The sequence below is a fragment of the Paraburkholderia gardini genome, from assembly GCF_907164545.1.
Lineage (GTDB): Bacteria > Pseudomonadota > Gammaproteobacteria > Burkholderiales > Burkholderiaceae > Paraburkholderia > Paraburkholderia gardini.
In genome coordinates, this window is record NZ_CAJQZB010000007.1 from 51527 (window position 1) to 67408 (window position 15882).

13 protein-coding genes and 1 tRNA gene are annotated in these 15882 nt (G+C 63.2%); 6 read left to right on the plus strand and 8 right to left on the minus strand.

What is annotated here, in order from left to right:
• Positions 1–44: 44 nt before the first annotated feature.
• The 4 genes from carA to gloB form a co-directional block, all read right to left on the minus strand.
• Entirely contained in the window at positions 45–1208 is a 1164-nt protein-coding gene (gene carA, locus LPA37_RS07460; protein WP_228975483.1) for a glutamine-hydrolyzing carbamoyl-phosphate synthase small subunit, read from the minus strand.
• Positions 1209–1613: 405 nt separating this feature from the next.
• The gene (locus tag LPA37_RS07465; RefSeq protein ID WP_229012169.1) at positions 1614–2855 is read right to left on the minus strand and encodes an MFS transporter; all 1242 of its coding nucleotides are present in this window, start codon (positions 2853–2855) and stop codon (positions 1614–1616) included.
• A 200-nt stretch (positions 2856–3055) separates the two neighbouring features.
• Complete coding sequence (locus LPA37_RS07470) at positions 3056–4756, minus strand: transglycosylase SLT domain-containing protein (protein WP_229012170.1); 1701 nt, start codon at positions 4754–4756, stop codon at positions 3056–3058.
• A 154-nt stretch (positions 4757–4910) separates the two neighbouring features.
• Positions 4911–5708, minus strand: a complete 798-nt coding sequence (gloB, locus tag LPA37_RS07475; RefSeq protein WP_228975489.1) for a hydroxyacylglutathione hydrolase — start codon at positions 5706–5708, stop codon at positions 4911–4913.
• A gap of 19 nt (positions 5709–5727) precedes the next feature.
• On the opposite strand from gloB, the gene LPA37_RS07480 reads away from it, so the two are divergent.
• The 4 genes from LPA37_RS07480 to LPA37_RS07495 all read left to right on the plus strand — a co-directional run bounded on the left by LPA37_RS07480 (position 5728) and on the right by LPA37_RS07495 (position 7916).
• Positions 5728–6555 (plus strand): class I SAM-dependent methyltransferase, encoded by an 828-nt coding sequence (locus LPA37_RS07480; RefSeq protein ID WP_228975492.1) that lies wholly within the window; start codon positions 5728–5730, stop codon positions 6553–6555.
• Entirely contained in the window at positions 6552–6998 is a 447-nt protein-coding gene (gene rnhA, locus LPA37_RS07485; protein ID WP_228975495.1) for a ribonuclease HI, read from the plus strand. The genes LPA37_RS07480 and rnhA overlap by 4 nt, the downstream gene beginning before the upstream one ends.
• Positions 6999–7046: 48 nt before the next feature.
• A complete protein-coding gene (gene dnaQ / locus LPA37_RS07490; protein WP_228975497.1) occupies positions 7047–7793 on the plus strand; it encodes a DNA polymerase III subunit epsilon in 747 nt (248 codons plus the stop codon).
• Between the two features lie 48 nt (positions 7794–7841).
• Positions 7842–7916, plus strand: a tRNA-Val gene (locus LPA37_RS07495).
• Positions 7917–8035: 119 nt separating this feature from the next.
• Here LPA37_RS07495 and LPA37_RS07500 read toward each other — a convergent pair.
• A complete protein-coding gene (locus LPA37_RS07500; protein ID WP_229012171.1) occupies positions 8036–8965 on the minus strand; it encodes an SMP-30/gluconolactonase/LRE family protein in 930 nt (309 codons plus the stop codon).
• Positions 8965–9795 carry an NAD-dependent epimerase/dehydratase family protein gene (locus LPA37_RS07505; RefSeq protein WP_229012172.1) on the minus strand — a complete coding sequence of 277 codons (831 nt, stop codon included), beginning with the start codon at positions 9793–9795 and terminating at the stop codon, positions 8965–8967. The genes LPA37_RS07500 and LPA37_RS07505 overlap by 1 nt, the downstream gene beginning before the upstream one ends.
• Before the next feature lie 153 nt (positions 9796–9948).
• Here LPA37_RS07505 and LPA37_RS07510 point away from each other — a divergent pair, with 153 nt between their 5' ends.
• On the plus strand, positions 9949–10950 hold the full coding sequence (locus LPA37_RS07510) for a LacI family DNA-binding transcriptional regulator (protein WP_228975503.1): 1002 nt from the start codon (positions 9949–9951) through the stop codon (positions 10948–10950).
• Between the two features lie 69 nt (positions 10951–11019).
• Here the strand turns inward: LPA37_RS07510 and LPA37_RS07515 are convergent, their stop codons facing one another.
• Positions 11020–11877 (minus strand): hypothetical protein, encoded by an 858-nt coding sequence (locus LPA37_RS07515; protein WP_228975506.1) that lies wholly within the window; start codon positions 11875–11877, stop codon positions 11020–11022.
• A 242-nt stretch (positions 11878–12119) separates the two neighbouring features.
• Positions 12120–13184 (minus strand): glycosyltransferase family 4 protein, encoded by a 1065-nt coding sequence (locus LPA37_RS07520; protein ID WP_229012173.1) that lies wholly within the window; start codon positions 13182–13184, stop codon positions 12120–12122.
• A 747-nt stretch (positions 13185–13931) separates the two neighbouring features.
• Here LPA37_RS07520 and LPA37_RS07525 point away from each other — a divergent pair.
• A complete protein-coding gene (locus LPA37_RS07525) occupies positions 13932–15767 on the plus strand; it encodes an ABC transporter ATP-binding protein (protein WP_228975509.1) in 1836 nt (611 codons plus the stop codon).
• Positions 15768–15882 lie beyond the last annotated feature (115 nt).

Genomic DNA, 15882 nt, shown 5'->3' on the forward strand with positions numbered 1-15882 from the left:
GCCTCGCGCGCGCTCTTTACTCTTTCGCCTTCCGCGTGCTTCGCTTACGCGACTGCGGCCGCTGCCGTGCTGTCTGCTTTACGCCTGTCCATCAACGCGGTGAAGCGGTCGAACAGATAGGCGATATCGTGCGGGCCGGGGGATGCTTCCGGGTGACCCTGGAAGCAGAACGCGGGCTTGTCGGTGAGGGCGAAACCTTGCAGCGTGCCGTCGAAGAGCGACACGTGCGTGACCTTTGCGTTGGCCGGCAGCGTGGCCGCATCGACCGCGAAACCGTGATTCTGCGACGTGATGATCACGCGGCCGTCGTCGAGATCCTTCACCGGATGATTCGCGCCATGATGGCCGGTCTTCATCTTGATCGTCCTGGCGCCGAGGGCGAGACCCATGATCTGGTGACCCAGGCAGATACCGAACGTGGGAATGCCGCGCTCGATGAACTCCTGCGTGGCGCGAATCGCGTAGTCGCACGGTTCCGGGTCACCCGGGCCGTTCGACAGGAATATGCCGTCCGGATTGAGCGCCAGCGCCTGCTCCGCGCTCGCCTGCGCCGGCAGCACGGTGACATGGCAGCCGCGTTCGGCCAGCATGCGCAGAATGTTGTACTTCACGCCGTAATCGAACGCGACGACGCGGTACTTCGGCGCATCCTGCGTGCCGTAGCCCGTGCCGAGGCGCCATTCGCGCTGCGTCCATTCGAACGGCTCTTTCGTCGACACGACCTTCGCGAGGTCCATGCCAGCGAGGCCCGGGAACGAGCGCGCGAGTTCGATGGCCTTAGCTTCATCATCGGAACCCGCGAGGATCGCGCCGTTCTGCGCGCCCTTGTCGCGCAGCACGCGCGTCAGCTTGCGGGTATCGATACCCGCGATGGCGACCACGCCTTCGTCCTGCAGATATTGTGGGAGCGTGCGCTCCATGCGGAAATTCGACGCGAGAACCGGCAGATCGCGGATGATCAGGCCGGCGGCATGGACTTTCGCGGCTTCGACGTCTTCGGCGTTGACGCCGACGTTGCCGATGTGCGGATACGTCAGGGTGACGATCTGGCGGGCGTAGCTCGGGTCAGTCAGGATTTCCTGATAGCCCGTGATAGCCGTATTGAAGACAACTTCGCCTGTCGTATGACCGGCGGCGCCGATCGAGTAGCCACGAAAGACCGTGCCGTCGGCGAGTGCGAGCAAAGCAGGAGAAAAAGACGGCAACACGGGAGACTCCTTGGGGAACACCCTGTTGCCGACCTGTCTATCCGACCGTGCGGGCCGCGGCGAGGCGCATCGACAGGATGCGCGCGCAGGCCCGCTCGCGTATCGCGGCTGACGTCACGTCGCGTCGGGCGCGATGGGTCCATTGTGTGGACGGATCGGCTGGAGGCGGGACGCTCGCGGCGCGCGGCGGATGAACGGTATGGGAGAGGTAGGCGCTAGGGTGCGGGTTGATAAGCTCAAACCTTGCAATTATAGCGCGAAAGTACCCCTTCCTTCAAATCCAGGATAGCCTGGAACCCCAGCTCGCGCGCCGCAGGTCGCGGTGCGAGTCTTATGGGACAAGGCTTTGCGGCCTTTCACCGGGCGTTCGCGCGAAGCAGATCGCGACGTCCGGCGCGGCCCGGGCTACGACTGGTGTTCAGCGTGCAGATGGGCGGGTTTCGCCAGCACGCGCCCGGGTAACACGTACCAGATCGCGCTCGCGATCTCCAGCGCGACGAGGATGCCCCACGCGGTGAGATGCGCTGCCGGCGGATAGCGACCGTCCGTTGCCGGCCAGCGCGACAGCACCGCGCCGACACCAATCTGGAAGCCGAAAATCAGCAGAAAAAGGATCAGCGTGAGCGTGGTGTTGCAACGGCCTGCCATGTGCGGCGGAAAATGCCGCGCGAGCACGGCGTAGCTGAGGATGCCCGTCCCGCCGAACACGCCGTATGCGCCCCACAGGAGGCCGGCCGGCAACGGCACGCGCATCATGATCAGGATCTGCGTGACGACAAAGAGCGCCATGCCCACGCCGCAAAACGCGTAAAGCGATACGCCGCGCTTTTCCAGCGAACGCGCCGCCGCGCCGAAGCCCACGCTGCCCACCATCATCGCGACGCCGAGCAGCGACACCAGCGCCGCCGCCGGCCCCGGCTGCAGACCGGCGACATCGCGCAGCCATGCACCCACCCATAGCGACTGCATCGCGTAAAAGACGCCTTGCGTCATCACCGAAAACGATGCGATTTTCCAGAACGCGGCGCTCTTCAGGATGTGCCACGTACCTTTGAACTGACTGACGAGACCGGCCTGATGGTGTGTATCGCGCGCGTCGGGCGCCATCGTCCACAGCGCGGCCGAAACGGCAACCGTCAGCAGTCCGAGCGCGACACACACAAGGCGCCAGCCCGCGAAACCCAGCACCCACGTGAGCGGCGAACCGACGGCGACGCCGCCCAGCCCGCCGACCGCCATCACCAGCCCGTTGACGAGCGGTAAACGCGTCACCACGAAATACTGCGCGAGCGCCTTGAACGCCGCGCCGAGGCACGCCGAAACCCCGACGCCGATCAGCAGCCGCCCCAGCATCATCATGCCCACGCTGTGCGCCGCGCCGAAGACCCAGACGCCCGCCGCCGCGAACAGCAGCAGGCCGGCAGTCACGCGTCGCGGGCCGAAATGATCGAGGAGCACGCCGGCGGGAATCTGCGCGCCCGCGAAGCCGAGAAAATAGAGGCTCGTCAGCAATCCGAGATCGGTGGCGGAGAGCCCAAGTTCGTGCGTGATCAGCGGCGCAAAACCCAGATTGACCCCGCGAAACACGTAGGAAATGAAGTAGCCGAGCGAGAACAGCAGGAACACGCGAAACTGGGTCGAAGACATGGCGCGCAGGACAGGAACCAGACAGTGAGAGCGGGGAACCAGAACGATACGGTAAACCGGCAACGCGCGCTGAAAAGTCAGCGGAAATGAAAACGCCGTCGCGACAGGCGACGGCGTTTTAAAAGCGAGAGATGATCGGAGCGCAATTCATGCGCTGCCCCCGCAACGCATGTGGTCACCTCTGCAGGTGCCGCTATTATCTACTTGACCTTCTGCGCGTTGGCTGTGGTCTTCGGGCGGCTACCCGCAGCCTTCGACGCCTTGCTGGGTGTACCCGATGAAACCGCTACCTTCGACGTTTTATGCTTGCTGGCTCCTGTCGATGCGCTGGCCTTGCTCACCGGTACCGAAGCCTTGACGACCTTGCCCTGGCTACGACCCTTCTTCTTATCGTAGCGCGAATCGGGCTTCGTGTCTGCGACCCGGGTACCGATCTTCTCGACACTGCCGCCCTCGCCCGGCGATGCACTGGCGCGCAGCACAGGGCCCGGCTCAGCCGGCAAGGCCTTGCCGACTGGCACGTGCAGCACGATCACCTGGCCCCGCGAAACCTGATTGCGGTGCGTACGATTCCATGCCCTCAGTTGTCCCACAGAAACGCCGTAGCGATCGGCGAGCGATGCCATCGACTGCGTGCGACGCACGCGGATCAGCATCTTGCGCGTATCGGGAACGTCAGGTTCCATCGCGAGCACAGCGCTTTCGGCGACGTCGGCGCTGATGTCCTCGTCGTCGTCGTCGCCGCGCGGCACGACGATCGTCGAGCCCGGCTTCAGCCGCATGCCCGCCGGGATCTTGTTGACTTCCATCAGCGTGTCCGCGTCGACGCCGATCTTCTGCGCAATCGCGGCCGGACGCGCGCGCTCGGTGACCGTGTAGGTGGTCCACGACGACAGCGAGCCGCTATACGACTTCAGGTTCGCCTCGAAGGCGCTTGCGTTGTCGAACGGCAGCAGGATCTGCGGTTGCGTGGCGCCGAGAATCACCGGCTTTCTGAACGACGGATTGAGCGAGCGGAATTCGTCGGTCGACATGTTCGCGAGCTTCGCCGCCGTGTCGACGTCGATATCGTGCGCCGTCGTGACGGTCACGAAGTACGGATGGTTCGGAATGCTCGGCAGCGTCAGGCCGTACATCTGCGGATTCGCGATGATGTTCTTCACGGCCTGCAGCTTCGGCACGTAGTTACGCGTCTCATTCGGCATGCGCAGGCTGAGATAGTCGGTCGGCAGGCCGGCGGCCTCGTTGCGCGCGATCGCGCGCTGCACGTTGCCCTCGCCCCAGTTGTACGCGGCGAGCGCGAGATACCAGTCGCCGAACATGTCATGCAGGCGCGACAGATAGTCGAGCGCGGCGCTCGTCGACGCGAGCACGTCGCGGCGTTCGTCCTGCCACATGTTCTGCTTCAGGTTGTAGGTGCGGCCCGTGCCGGGCATGAACTGCCACATACCCGCGGCCTTCGCGACCGACAGCGCCTGCGGACTGTACGCGGATTCGATGAACGGCAGCAGCGCAAGCTCGGTCGGCATGTGACGCGCCTCGAGCTCCTCGACGATGTGATACAGGTATTTTTGCGACCGGACCGTCATACGCTCGACGTAATCGGGGCGCTGTGCGTACCAGTTGACCTGCATGTCGACGAGGTCGGTCTTCAGGTCCGGCATCTGATAGCCACGACGAATACGGCTCCACAGATCCGCGTCGGGACTCGTCAACTGGTTGACGGAACCTTGATCGACGTTGATGGTTTCCCTGGCGGAGGCGGTCTTGCGGAGGGCGTCGGCTACTGCCTGTTGCGTGGCGGGGTTCGTTGCTGCGGTGGTTGGGCTATTCGCTGGCGGCCCCGAGCTCGCGCATGCGGCGAGCGTCAGAACCAACAGCACACTTAGGATAAATCGCATGTAGATCTCGGCTTCCATAGGACTGGAATTTGCAGCCGATAGTACGAAACGATATAGTTTTCGTCAATCAGAAATATAAGAAAACCTTGGCAAATCCTAGACTTGGCGAATTTTTTCTATTTTTGGCTTGAGCAAAACCCTGCCTGACGACAGGTTACCGGAAGCGGTTTTTCCACTCGCGCATCAACGTGAACGCGGCAAGCCGGTCGGGCACCGATTCATGCAACTGTTCGGCGAGGGTCGTCTGGACGGCCTGATCGTCGGTCCGCAGGAACGGGTTCACCGCCCTTTCGTGGGCGATCGTGGTGGGCAGCGTGGGCATCTTGCGGGCACGCAGCGCGATCGCCTCGTCGCGCCAGTTCTGCAGGGCGCGGTTGTCCGGATCGCAGGCGAGCGCGAAGCGGATGTTGGAGAGCGTATATTCGTGCGCGCAGTGGACTTCGGTCGAACCGGGCAGCGCGGCCAGCGAATCGAGCGAGTCGAGCATCTGCGCCGGCGTGCCTTCGAAGAGCCGGCCGCAGCCGCACGCAAACAGCGTGTCGCCGCAGAAAACGTGCGGCGTGCCGCGCGGGTCGGCCGCCTGAAAATAGGCAATATGGCCGCTCGTATGGCCGGGGACGTCGAGCACGGTGAATTCGAGCGCGGGTTCGGCGAGCATCACGCGATCGCCGTGTTTCAGACGATATGTGAGATGCTCGATCGCTTCGCCGGCCGGACCGTAGACGGGCACCGCCTGGCCATTCAGCAGATCGGCCACACCGCCGACGTGGTCGCGGTGATGGTGCGTGAGTAAAATAGCGCTCAGTTGCCAGCCCCGTTTTGCCAGATACGCACGGACGGGTTCGGCCTCGCCCGGATCGACGGCCACTGCGTGGCGGCCGTCCGATACGAGCCAGATGTAATTGTCTTCAAACGCCGGGACCGGGACGTATTCAAGTTCAAGCGAATTCATGGGCGACGCATTCTCTGACATGTCTGACCGATCGATTATAGACTGGCCCGCCTGGACCGATTCGCCGCCTGGTCGTTACGTGCTCGAGTGGGAACAGGCGCAGCTCGACCGGGTGGTGTCGAACGTGTTCGGCTATCACGCGCTTCAGCTCGGGCTGCCGCAACTCGACGCACTGCGTGAAAACCGCATGCCCTGTCGCGGCCTGGTGCTCGACGCCGCCAGCGGCAGCAGCGCGCCCTACTCGTTCCCGCGCGGCCCGATGCCCGGCCCCGTCCGCAGCCTCGCCGAGCGCCACGCGCCCGCCGGCCGCAGCACCGTCTGGTGCGATCTGCTCGACCTGCCGTTCGAAGCGCAGAGCGTCGATCTGATCGTGATGCCGCATACGCTCGAATTCACGAGCGACCCGCACCGCCTGCTGCGCGAAGCCGAACGCGTGCTGATGCCGGAAGGCCAGCTGATCATTCTGGGCTTCAATTCGCTATCGCTGTGGGGCGCGCGGCAATCGCTCGGCAAGGTTACGGGGCGGCCGTTCGTGCCCGCCCAGCATGACCTGATCGCGTTCACGCGCCTGAAGGACTGGATCAAGCTGTTAGGCTTCGACCTTGAACGCGGGCGCTTCGGCTGTTATCGTCCGCCGCTCGCGAGCGATCAGTGGCTCGCTCGCTATGCCTTCATGGAAGCCGCCGGCGACCGCTGGTGGCCGATCTTCGGCGCGTCCTACATGGTGACCGCGATCAAGCGCGTGCGCGGCATGCGGCTCGTCGGTCCATTGAAGGTGAAAAAGCCTGTTCTTGCCGCCGGGCTTGCGCCCGCCGCCACTCCGAATACCCGTAACCACCGCAAATGACTCAAGAAATCATCGAAATTTTCACCGACGGCGCCTGCAAGGGCAATCCTGGCCCTGGCGGCTGGGGCGCGCTCATGCGCTTCGGCGCACAGGAAAAAGAGCTGTTCGGCGGCGAAGCGCTCACCACCAACAACCGCATGGAACTGATGGGCGTGATCGCAGCGCTCGAAGCGTTGAAGCGTCCATGCAAGGCCGTCGTGCATACCGATTCGCAATATGTGCAGAAAGGCATCAGCGAATGGATTCATGGCTGGAAAAAGAAAGGCTGGATGACGGCGGCGAAAACGCCGGTGAAAAACGCCGACCTCTGGAAACGGCTCGACGCGCTCGTCCAGCAGCATGAGATCGAATGGCGCTGGGTGAAAGGCCATGCCGGACACCCGGAAAACGAGCGCGCCGATGCGCTTGCGAATCGCGGCGTCGCGTCGCTCGCCGGGACCTGAATTCCGGTCCCTCTTTTTATCGCTAATTTCAACGCGGGCTGATCCGATATGCGTCAAATTGTTCTCGACACCGAAACCACAGGCCTCAATGCGCGCACGGGCGATCGCATCATCGAAATCGGCTGTGTCGAGCTGGTCAACCGCCGGCTGACGGGCAACAACCTGCACTTCTACGTCAACCCGGAACGCGACAGCGATCCGGGCGCGCTCGCCGTTCACGGCCTGACAACCGAATTCCTCAGCGACAAACCAAAGTTCGCTGAAATCGCCGATGCGTTGCGCGATTTCGTGCAGGACGCAGAACTGATCATTCACAACGCGCCGTTCGATATCGGCTTTCTCGATGCGGAATTCACTCTGCTCGGGCTGCCGCCGTTCAGCCAGCACTGCGGCGAGGTGATCGACACGCTGGTGCGCGCGAAGTCGATTTTCCCGGGCAAGCGCAATTCGCTCGACGCGCTGTGCGACCGTTTCGGCATTAGCAACGCGCACCGTACGCTTCACGGCGCATTGCTCGATTCGGAACTGCTCGCGGAAGTTTTTCTCGCGATGACGCGCGGCCAGGAAAGCCTCGTGATCGACATGATGGGCGAAGTGTCCGGCGGCGGCGATGCGCATGCGCCGCGCGTGAAGCTCGACGCACTCGACCTGGTCGTGCTGACGGCGAGCAGCGATGAACTCGCGGAACATCAGGCCGTGCTGGATGGTCTCGACAAGGCGGTCAAGGGCACGAGCGTCTGGCGTCTCGCGCCGGTATCAGAGGCCGGTACAGCCGTCGATACGCAGTCTGCTTAAAAAATACTTTACGGCTTCTCAGGCGTCTGACATAATTCGGCTCTCTTCGGGTGGTTAGCTCAGCGGTAGAGCACTGCCTTCACACGGCAGGGGTCACTGGTTCGATCCCAGTACTACCCACCAGAATGTGCGCGAAAAGCCCAGGTCTCACGACCTGGGCTTTTTTCGTTAACCTCGTCCGACGAGCTCGACCCGGGCATCCGACCCGCGCAGTCAGGGCGGCTACACACGCCGCCCGTCACTCACAACGCCCCGGCATACTCCGGCTCGGGCAGCCCACTCACGCCTGCCCGGATCGCGAACACCGCACCGTCATCATCGGTTGCGCCAGCACCCGGACGGATCGACGTCACGAACAGTGTATCGAGATCGCGCCCGCCGAACGCGCACATCGAAGGCTTCACGGCCGGCACTTCGATCTTCCGGTCGAGCGCGCCTTGCGGCGTGAAACGCAGCAGCAAACCTGCATCGTTGGCACACGTCCAGTAACAGCCGTCCGCGTCCACCGCCGCGCCGTCCGGACGGCCCGCGTGATCGTGAAGATCAGCGAAGACGCGCCGGTTTCGCGGCGTACCGCTTTCGACGTCGAAATCGAGCGCCCAGATGAGACGCTTCAACGGATGCGAATCCGACAGGTACATCGTCGCGCCGTCCGGCGACCACGCAAGACCGTTCTGCGTGATCAGTCCGTCGATCACCGGCGCTGACAAAACACCCTGCGCGTCGAAGCGGAATAACGCGCCGAGCGGGCTCGCGAGCGACATATCCTGGACCATCGTCCCGGCCCAGAAGCGCCCCTGACGATCGCAGCGTCCATCGTTAAAGCGCATGTCCTGACCGGGAAACACCGGCGCAGCCAGTTTCCTGACCCGCGACGGCGGCACAATCACACTCGCACCGGCCGAACCGCCGGCCTCGGGCAACGTCACCGAGAACAAGCCGGTTTCCATGCCTGCGAGCACGCGGCCCGCCTGATCGAATGCGATGCACGCGACCTTCTCGGGCAACACCCATTCCGAGCGCACGCCGGTGGCCACGTGCAACCGCACGATCTTCCGCGCGGGGATGTCGACCCAGTAGAACGCCTCTTCCGCCGCACGCCACACTGGGCTTTCGCCAACCGACGCCTGCCCTGCCACGTCGATTCTTTCGACCGGTACGCCCACGGCCATTACTTGCGCTCCATCGGCTCGCCGAGCACGAATGCACCGCCCTGATACAGCTGCGCGGCGTCGTCGCGATTGTCGGTCGGTGCAGTCAGCGGGAAACGGGACTCGAACTGCGTCGAACTGTCCTGCGGGTTGAAACCGAGGAACGCCGCCTTCGTGTTGTCCCACCATTTCACCGGGTTGTTCGAAGCGCCGTAGACGATCGCGTGCCCGACACGATTCGTGAACAGCGAGCAGCGCACCAGTTCGATGAAATCGCGATAGCTCAGATACGTGACGAGCATGCGCGGATTGCGCGGTTCCTCGAACGACGAACCAATCCGCACGCACACGGTTTCCAGCCCGAAACGGTCGTAGTAATAGCGCGACAGCGATTCACCGAAGCATTTCGTCACGCCGTAGAGGCTGTCGGGGCGCGTCGGCGAATCGGCGTCGAGCACCGTCGTGGTCGGGTGGAAACCGATCGCATGGTTCGAGCTGGCGAAGACGATGCGCTTCACGCCATGCTTGTGCGCGGCCGCATACAGGTTGTAGAGCCCGCAGATATTGGCTTCGATCAGATCGTCGAACGGAGCGTCGACCGAAATGCCACCAAGATGCACGATCGCATCGACACCTTCGACCAGCGCATCGACAGCCGCCCGGTCAGCCAGATCCAGCACGACAACCTCTTCGTGCGACGCCGCCTCGCCCATCGGCGCAATGTCGGTCACGCGCACGATGTCGGCCCAGTCCGCGAGCGGCCCGCGCATCTGGACGCCGAGGTTGCCGGCGGCACCCGTCAGGAGAATGCGATGGAATGGTTTGCGTGCTGCGTCCGATTGATTGCTCATGTTGGGGTGTCCTCTGATTGCGTATGATCGGTGGTCAGCCAGCAAAAAAACTGGCGAGCGAAAACGTTTTCCTACTATAGTTTTTCAGGCACCATCGAGTCAAGAAATTTGCCTGAAATTCGGACCACATTCTATGAAAAACGTTTACCTTAAATGAAAAGAACTACACCCACGATTCGCGATGTCGCCGCTGCAGCGGGTGTCTCGGTGGCGACTGTGTCGAAGTACATGAACGGCGCGCAACGCTTTTCCGCGCCTGTCGAAGCCCGCCTGAAAGAGGCGATCGAGCAGCTCGGCTACCGCTCCAACCCGCTCGCCCGCTCGATGATCACGGGCGAGACACGCACGATCGGCCTCGCGATCCTCGATATCCGCAACCCGTACTTCACCAATATCGTGAAGGGTGCGAACCGCATCGCGCTGCGTCACGACTACACGCTATTGCTGGTGGATACCGAGGAAAACCAGGAGCGCGAGCGGCCGCTGATCGAGGCGCTCGCGCAACGGGTGGACGGCGTCATCATCAGTTCGCGGATGCAGGAAGACGCCATGGACTGGATGACGAAGCTGAACAAGCCCGTCGTCCTGCTCGGCCGCAACGCGCAATGTCCGATTCCGAGCGTGAGCCACGACAGCTATCTCGCCGGCTACATGCTGGCGCGACACCTGTTGAATCTGGGGCACCGGCGCATCGCGTATCTCGGGTTCGCGAGTTCCCGCTGGGACGCAGAGCGCATCCGCGGCGCACGCACGTGCCTTTCGGAAACCGGCATGAAGCTCGACGTGTATGACGCGCACGCGCCATCGACGCTGGCCGGCAAGGCCGCCTGCTCATCGGTCATGCTGGGGCCGGAACGGCCCGAGGCGCTCATCTGCTACAACGACCTGATCGCGCTCGGCTTCATGAAGGAAGCGCTGGCGCTCGGCTTCAAGCTGCCGCAAGACCTCTCGGTGACAGGCTTCGATAACGTGCCGTACGGCGAATACGCCGTTCCGGCGCTAACGACCGTCGATATGCAGAGCGAAAAGATGGGCGAAACCGCGATGCTCAAACTGATCGACGTACTGTCCGGCAAGCGCGACATCGGTCACGTCACGCTCGAACCGCGACTGATCGTGCGCGACTCCACGATACGACGCGAAGAGACGCCCTGACCGTGCGGCGCGGCACATCGGGATGGGACACGCGGCCCACCCGGTTCAATCGACGTGTTTCCCGAGAAATCAGACCTGCCGCAATATCGAATCGAGCGCACGGGCGGCCACACGATCGCCTTCGGTCAGAAGCGGCGCGCGGAATACGGTCTGCCGGTTATGTCCGGCTGCGGCGGGCGAATCCCACAGCAGTTCGACCTTCGGACGACGCCGCCACGCAGCAAGGCGCACGTGCGGCGCCGGAGCGGCCAGCGCGGCGTGCGTGACGCCGGCGACGGGCGGTTCGGTCGCAAGCTCAGCGACGCCCGTCGACGGCGGGCCGGTATCGGTTGCGGCAATGTCGGGCCAGCGCACCGACAGTTCGCGCGAATCGTACTGGCCGAGCTTGCGGCTCTCGGCCCAGACGATCGCGGTACGTGTCACGAGATCGAGCGCGACGGCATAGCGGCCGATTGCATAGCGCCGCGCGGCGGTGTTCGTGCGCCACAGCGCGCGCGGACGGCAGATCCACATGACGGCGGCGTACAGCGCCGGCGCGGCCACGAGCCAGCCGTTAGTCGCGGCGATCGTGCTGACGGCACGCCGCCAGCCGGCTACCCACACAAACGCGCCGACAGACCAGACTGCGAACACGAACCCAAGCAGCGCGAAGAGGCGCAACGCCTGACGCAGCCACTGCGGCAACGGATGAAACGGACGCTCGGCGCGAGGGTGGGCGCCCGGCAGGAAGATGATCAGGAACAGAAACACGAGGTTGATGCAGACCCACGGCGAGGACGCCATCGCGCGCAGCGTGGCGAGCCCGAAACCCATGTCGGACATCGAAAAGAGCCACCGGGCCAGAATCACGAGACCGATGGCGCGCAGCGCGAAAACCGTCCCGGCGCCCGGCGCCGCGTTCGCACGCGTTTCTTTCGTTCTCGCCAAGGCATCCTCCTGTCATCGGCGGCACCGCGGGGGAATTTTGCGGCACGGCCATTATAGGGATATTGCTGCGCTGCCTCACGCTCCGCAACACCGAAACCACGCCCGTTCGCCCTGGACGCAGCGCACATGCAACAACGCCCCGCATGCAATTTGCACGCGGGGCGTTGCATGGCTGCAGCGAGGCTGACAGCGGCGTGCCGGCGGGCGCGTTCCCGGAGGGATACGGCCCGCGTTCAGCCGTTTCAGCCTGCGTTGACTTCGCGCAGCACGGTGCGGCGCTTGCGGCGCAGCAGTTCTTCGTACGAGGCAAGGTAGTTCTGCGCCATCACCTTCGACGAGAAGCGCGATTCAAACGCCTTACGGACGTTTTCGCGCGGCAGCGTGTGCAGACGCTTCACAGCGGCAACCGCGCTGATTTCGTCTTCGACGACAAAGCCCGACACGCCGTTTTCAATCACTTCCGGCACCGAACCGCGCTTGAACGCGATAACCGGCGTACCGCATGCCATCGCCTCGATCATCACGAGACCAAACGGCTCCGGCCAGTCGATCGGGAACAGCAGCGCGTGCGCGTTGCCGAGGAATTCGGTCTTTTCGGCTTCGCTGATTTCGCCGATGTATTCGACGTGCGGCAGCGACATCAGCGGCTTGATGACTTCTTCGTAGTAGGCGCGGTCGGCCTTGTCGAGCTTCGCGGCCACCTTGATCGGCATGCCGGCCTGTCCGGCGATACGGATAGCCGTGTCGAGGCGCTTTTCCGGCGAAATACGGCCGAGGAACGCGAGGTAGCCCGGTTTCACATCCGGAATCGGCTTCAGCAGGTTTTCCGGCAGGCCGTGATAGACGGTCGACAGCCAGTTGGCCTGTTGCAGCGGCGAGCGCTGGTTGTCCGAGATCGAGACCACCGGCACGTCGTTGAACGTGTTGAAAACCGGTTGCAGTTCCGGCAGGTCGAGACGCCCGTGCAGCGTGGTCAGATGCGGTGTCGGCTGGCGCGAGAACAGCGAGAACGGGTAGTAATCGATGTGGAAGTGCAGCACATCGAATTCGTGCGCGCGGCGGCGCACTTCTTCAAGCAGCAGCATGTGCGGCGCCATCGTGTCGCGAATGGTCGGGTCGAGGCGCAGTGCCTGCGGCCAGAAGGCTTCGAGTTTCGCCGAAGTCTGCGAATCGCCGCTCGCGAAAAGCGTAACGTCATGTCCCAGCTCGACCAGTGCTTCGGTCAGGTACGAAACCACGCGTTCCGTGCCGCCATACAGCTTGGGAGGAACCGCTTCGTGTAACGGAGCGATTTGAGCGATTCGCATGATGGTGAACTCCTGGTAAAGATCAAGACTACAAGTTTGTTAAAAGCGACTCGCCCGCCCACCCCGTGCGGCTCGCACCAGAGGCGCTGGCCCGTTTCATTCGGGAAATTCTGCGATTGAACGCTGGCTGGATTGCCCGAACTGGTCATCGTCACCAGGCGGCGCATCCGGTTTAAAACGCACGGACTGCCCACTCGTTGACAAACTGTCAGATTTTAGTGGGCCAAACCGAGCAGGCATTATCGGCGCCGGGAGGCACCCGCGACGCACAACCTTTCAAAGTCTTTATGTTGTTACAAAGAGGAAACACTTTGCAAACCCTTGTTTTACAAGACAGTTTTACATTGAAAGGCCTGCAGTGACAGAGGCGCTCGAACGCCCGGCCGATCCATCTCGTGACGCGTCTTTCCCGGCGCCGGGTGATCAACGGGTTGAACCATCTGCCAATGCGACGCAACTGTATGCAATTTGTAATTATATCTCGAAATTTTTCCCGTGCCGAGATGAACCACCGCTATTCGAGCGGGTCTCGCAACACATAGTTTGCGAACTTTTATTGCGCGAAGTTGAGCAACCGGCACCGCTTCGTTGCCTGTCATTGCGCGCCGTTTCCATTTTTTGCAGTCTCAGAAAGTTCTCTGCATGTTTACAATGCGAGAAGGTGCGCATTTTTGTCGCGATATGGCGACATGCACGGATGGCCAGCCGCAACGCCGTCACCTCCTCGACTACCGACACTCGAACACATTGGAACATCTGACCATCGCCCAGCGTAATGCCCACAACGCAAAGCTCGCGAGCTATGCGAACCGGCCGCTTGCGTTCCTTTTCCGCTTTATCCGCCGCCATCCGGTCTCACATACGATCGTCCTGTGCAGCGTGTTCGCGGCCGTGGGATGCGCGCTCGCGTCGCAATACGCGATCAAGCATCTCATCGATGTGCTTGGCGAAGGCCGTCATCACCCGGGCCCGCTGTGGGGCGCGTTCGCGATCCTGGTCGGCCTGATCGCCGCCGACAACATGCTGTGGCGGATCGGCGGCTGGGTCGCCGCGCATACGTTCGTCGCCGTCACGGGCGACCTGAGGCGCGATCTGTTCCAGTATCTGAGCGGCCATTCGCCCACTTACTACTCGGAAAAGCAGCCGGGCATGCTGGCGAGCCGGATCACGGCAACCTCGAACGCGGTCTATACCGCGGAAAACACCACCGCGTGGAACGTGCTGCCGCCGTGCATCGCCGTGCTCGGCGCCATCGTGATGATCATCGCCGTCAATCCGCTGATGGCGGGCGGCCTGATGCTCTGCTCGGCGATCCTCTCGATCGTACTCTACAAGCTCGCGGGGCGCGGTTCGGCGCGTCACCATCACTTCGCGTCGAAGGCGGCGTCGGTCGACGGCGAGCTCGTCGACGTGATCAGCAACATGGGCCTCGTGCGCGCATTCGGCATGACGCTGCGCGAACAGAAGCGATTCGGCGCCACGGTCAAGGCCGAGATGGATGCGCGCCAGCAAAGCCTGCTCTATCTCGAGAAGCTGCGCCTGCTGCACGCGGTCATCACGGCGCTGCTGTCGGCGGGGCTGCTCGGCTGGGCGCTGTGGCTCTGGGATCAGGGCCGCGCGACGTCGGGCGACATCGTGCTCGTCAGCTCGCTCGGTTTCACGATCCTGCACGGCACGCGGGATCTTGCCGTCGCGCTCGTCGACGTCACGCAACACGTGGCGCGTCTCGCCGAAGCCGTGAAGACGCTGCTCGAACCGCACGGCATGCCCGATCGCAAGGATGCCGTGGAACTCGTGCCGCAAGGGGGGCGCGTCGACTTCGAACGCGTGACGTTCGCGTATCCGCGGCGCCGGCCGATTCTCGATCACTTCGACCTGCATATCGAAGCCGGCCAGCGCGTCGGGTTGATCGGCAAGTCGGGCGCGGGCAAATCGACCGTGCTCGCGCTGCTGCAGCGTTTCTACGACACCCAGGGCGGACAGATCAAGATCGACGGCCAGGACATCGGCGGCATTACGCAGGACAGCCTGCGCCACTCGATTGCGCTCGTGCCGCAGGATATTTCGCTGTTCCATCGCTCGGTGTATGAAAACATCGCGTATGGCCGCCCCGAGGCAACCCGCGACGAGGTGCTGGCCGCCGCGCGCGAAGCGCGCTGCTCCGATTTCATCGATGCGATGCCGGAAGGCTATGACACGATCGTCGGCGATCGCGGCGTGAAGCTGTCGGGCGGTCAGCGCCAGCGCATCGCCATCGCCCGGGCGATCCTGAAGAACGCGCCGATCCTGCTGCTCGACGAAGCGACATCCGCGCTCGACAGCGCGTCGGAAGAAGCCATCCAGATCGCGCTCGACCGGCTGATGGTGGGCCGCACGGTGATCGCGATCGCGCACCGCCTGTCGACGCTGCACAACTTCGATCGCATCATCGTGATGAGTACGGGCAAGGTCGTCGACGACGGCACGCCGGAGGAACTGCGCAACCGTCCGGGGCTCTATCGCGATCTGCTGTCGAAGCAGTACGGCAAGGGAACGACGCTGCACATCGGCGGCAAGAAGGTCGACGAACAGCACGTGGCCTGAGCAACGCGCAAGGCCGCAGCGTTGCCACGGGTGATGTAAAGCAAAAAGCCGCTTCGAAAGGAGCGGCTTTTTTACTGGACGCCATGCGCAGCGTCTGCTGCAAACCGCGCGACGT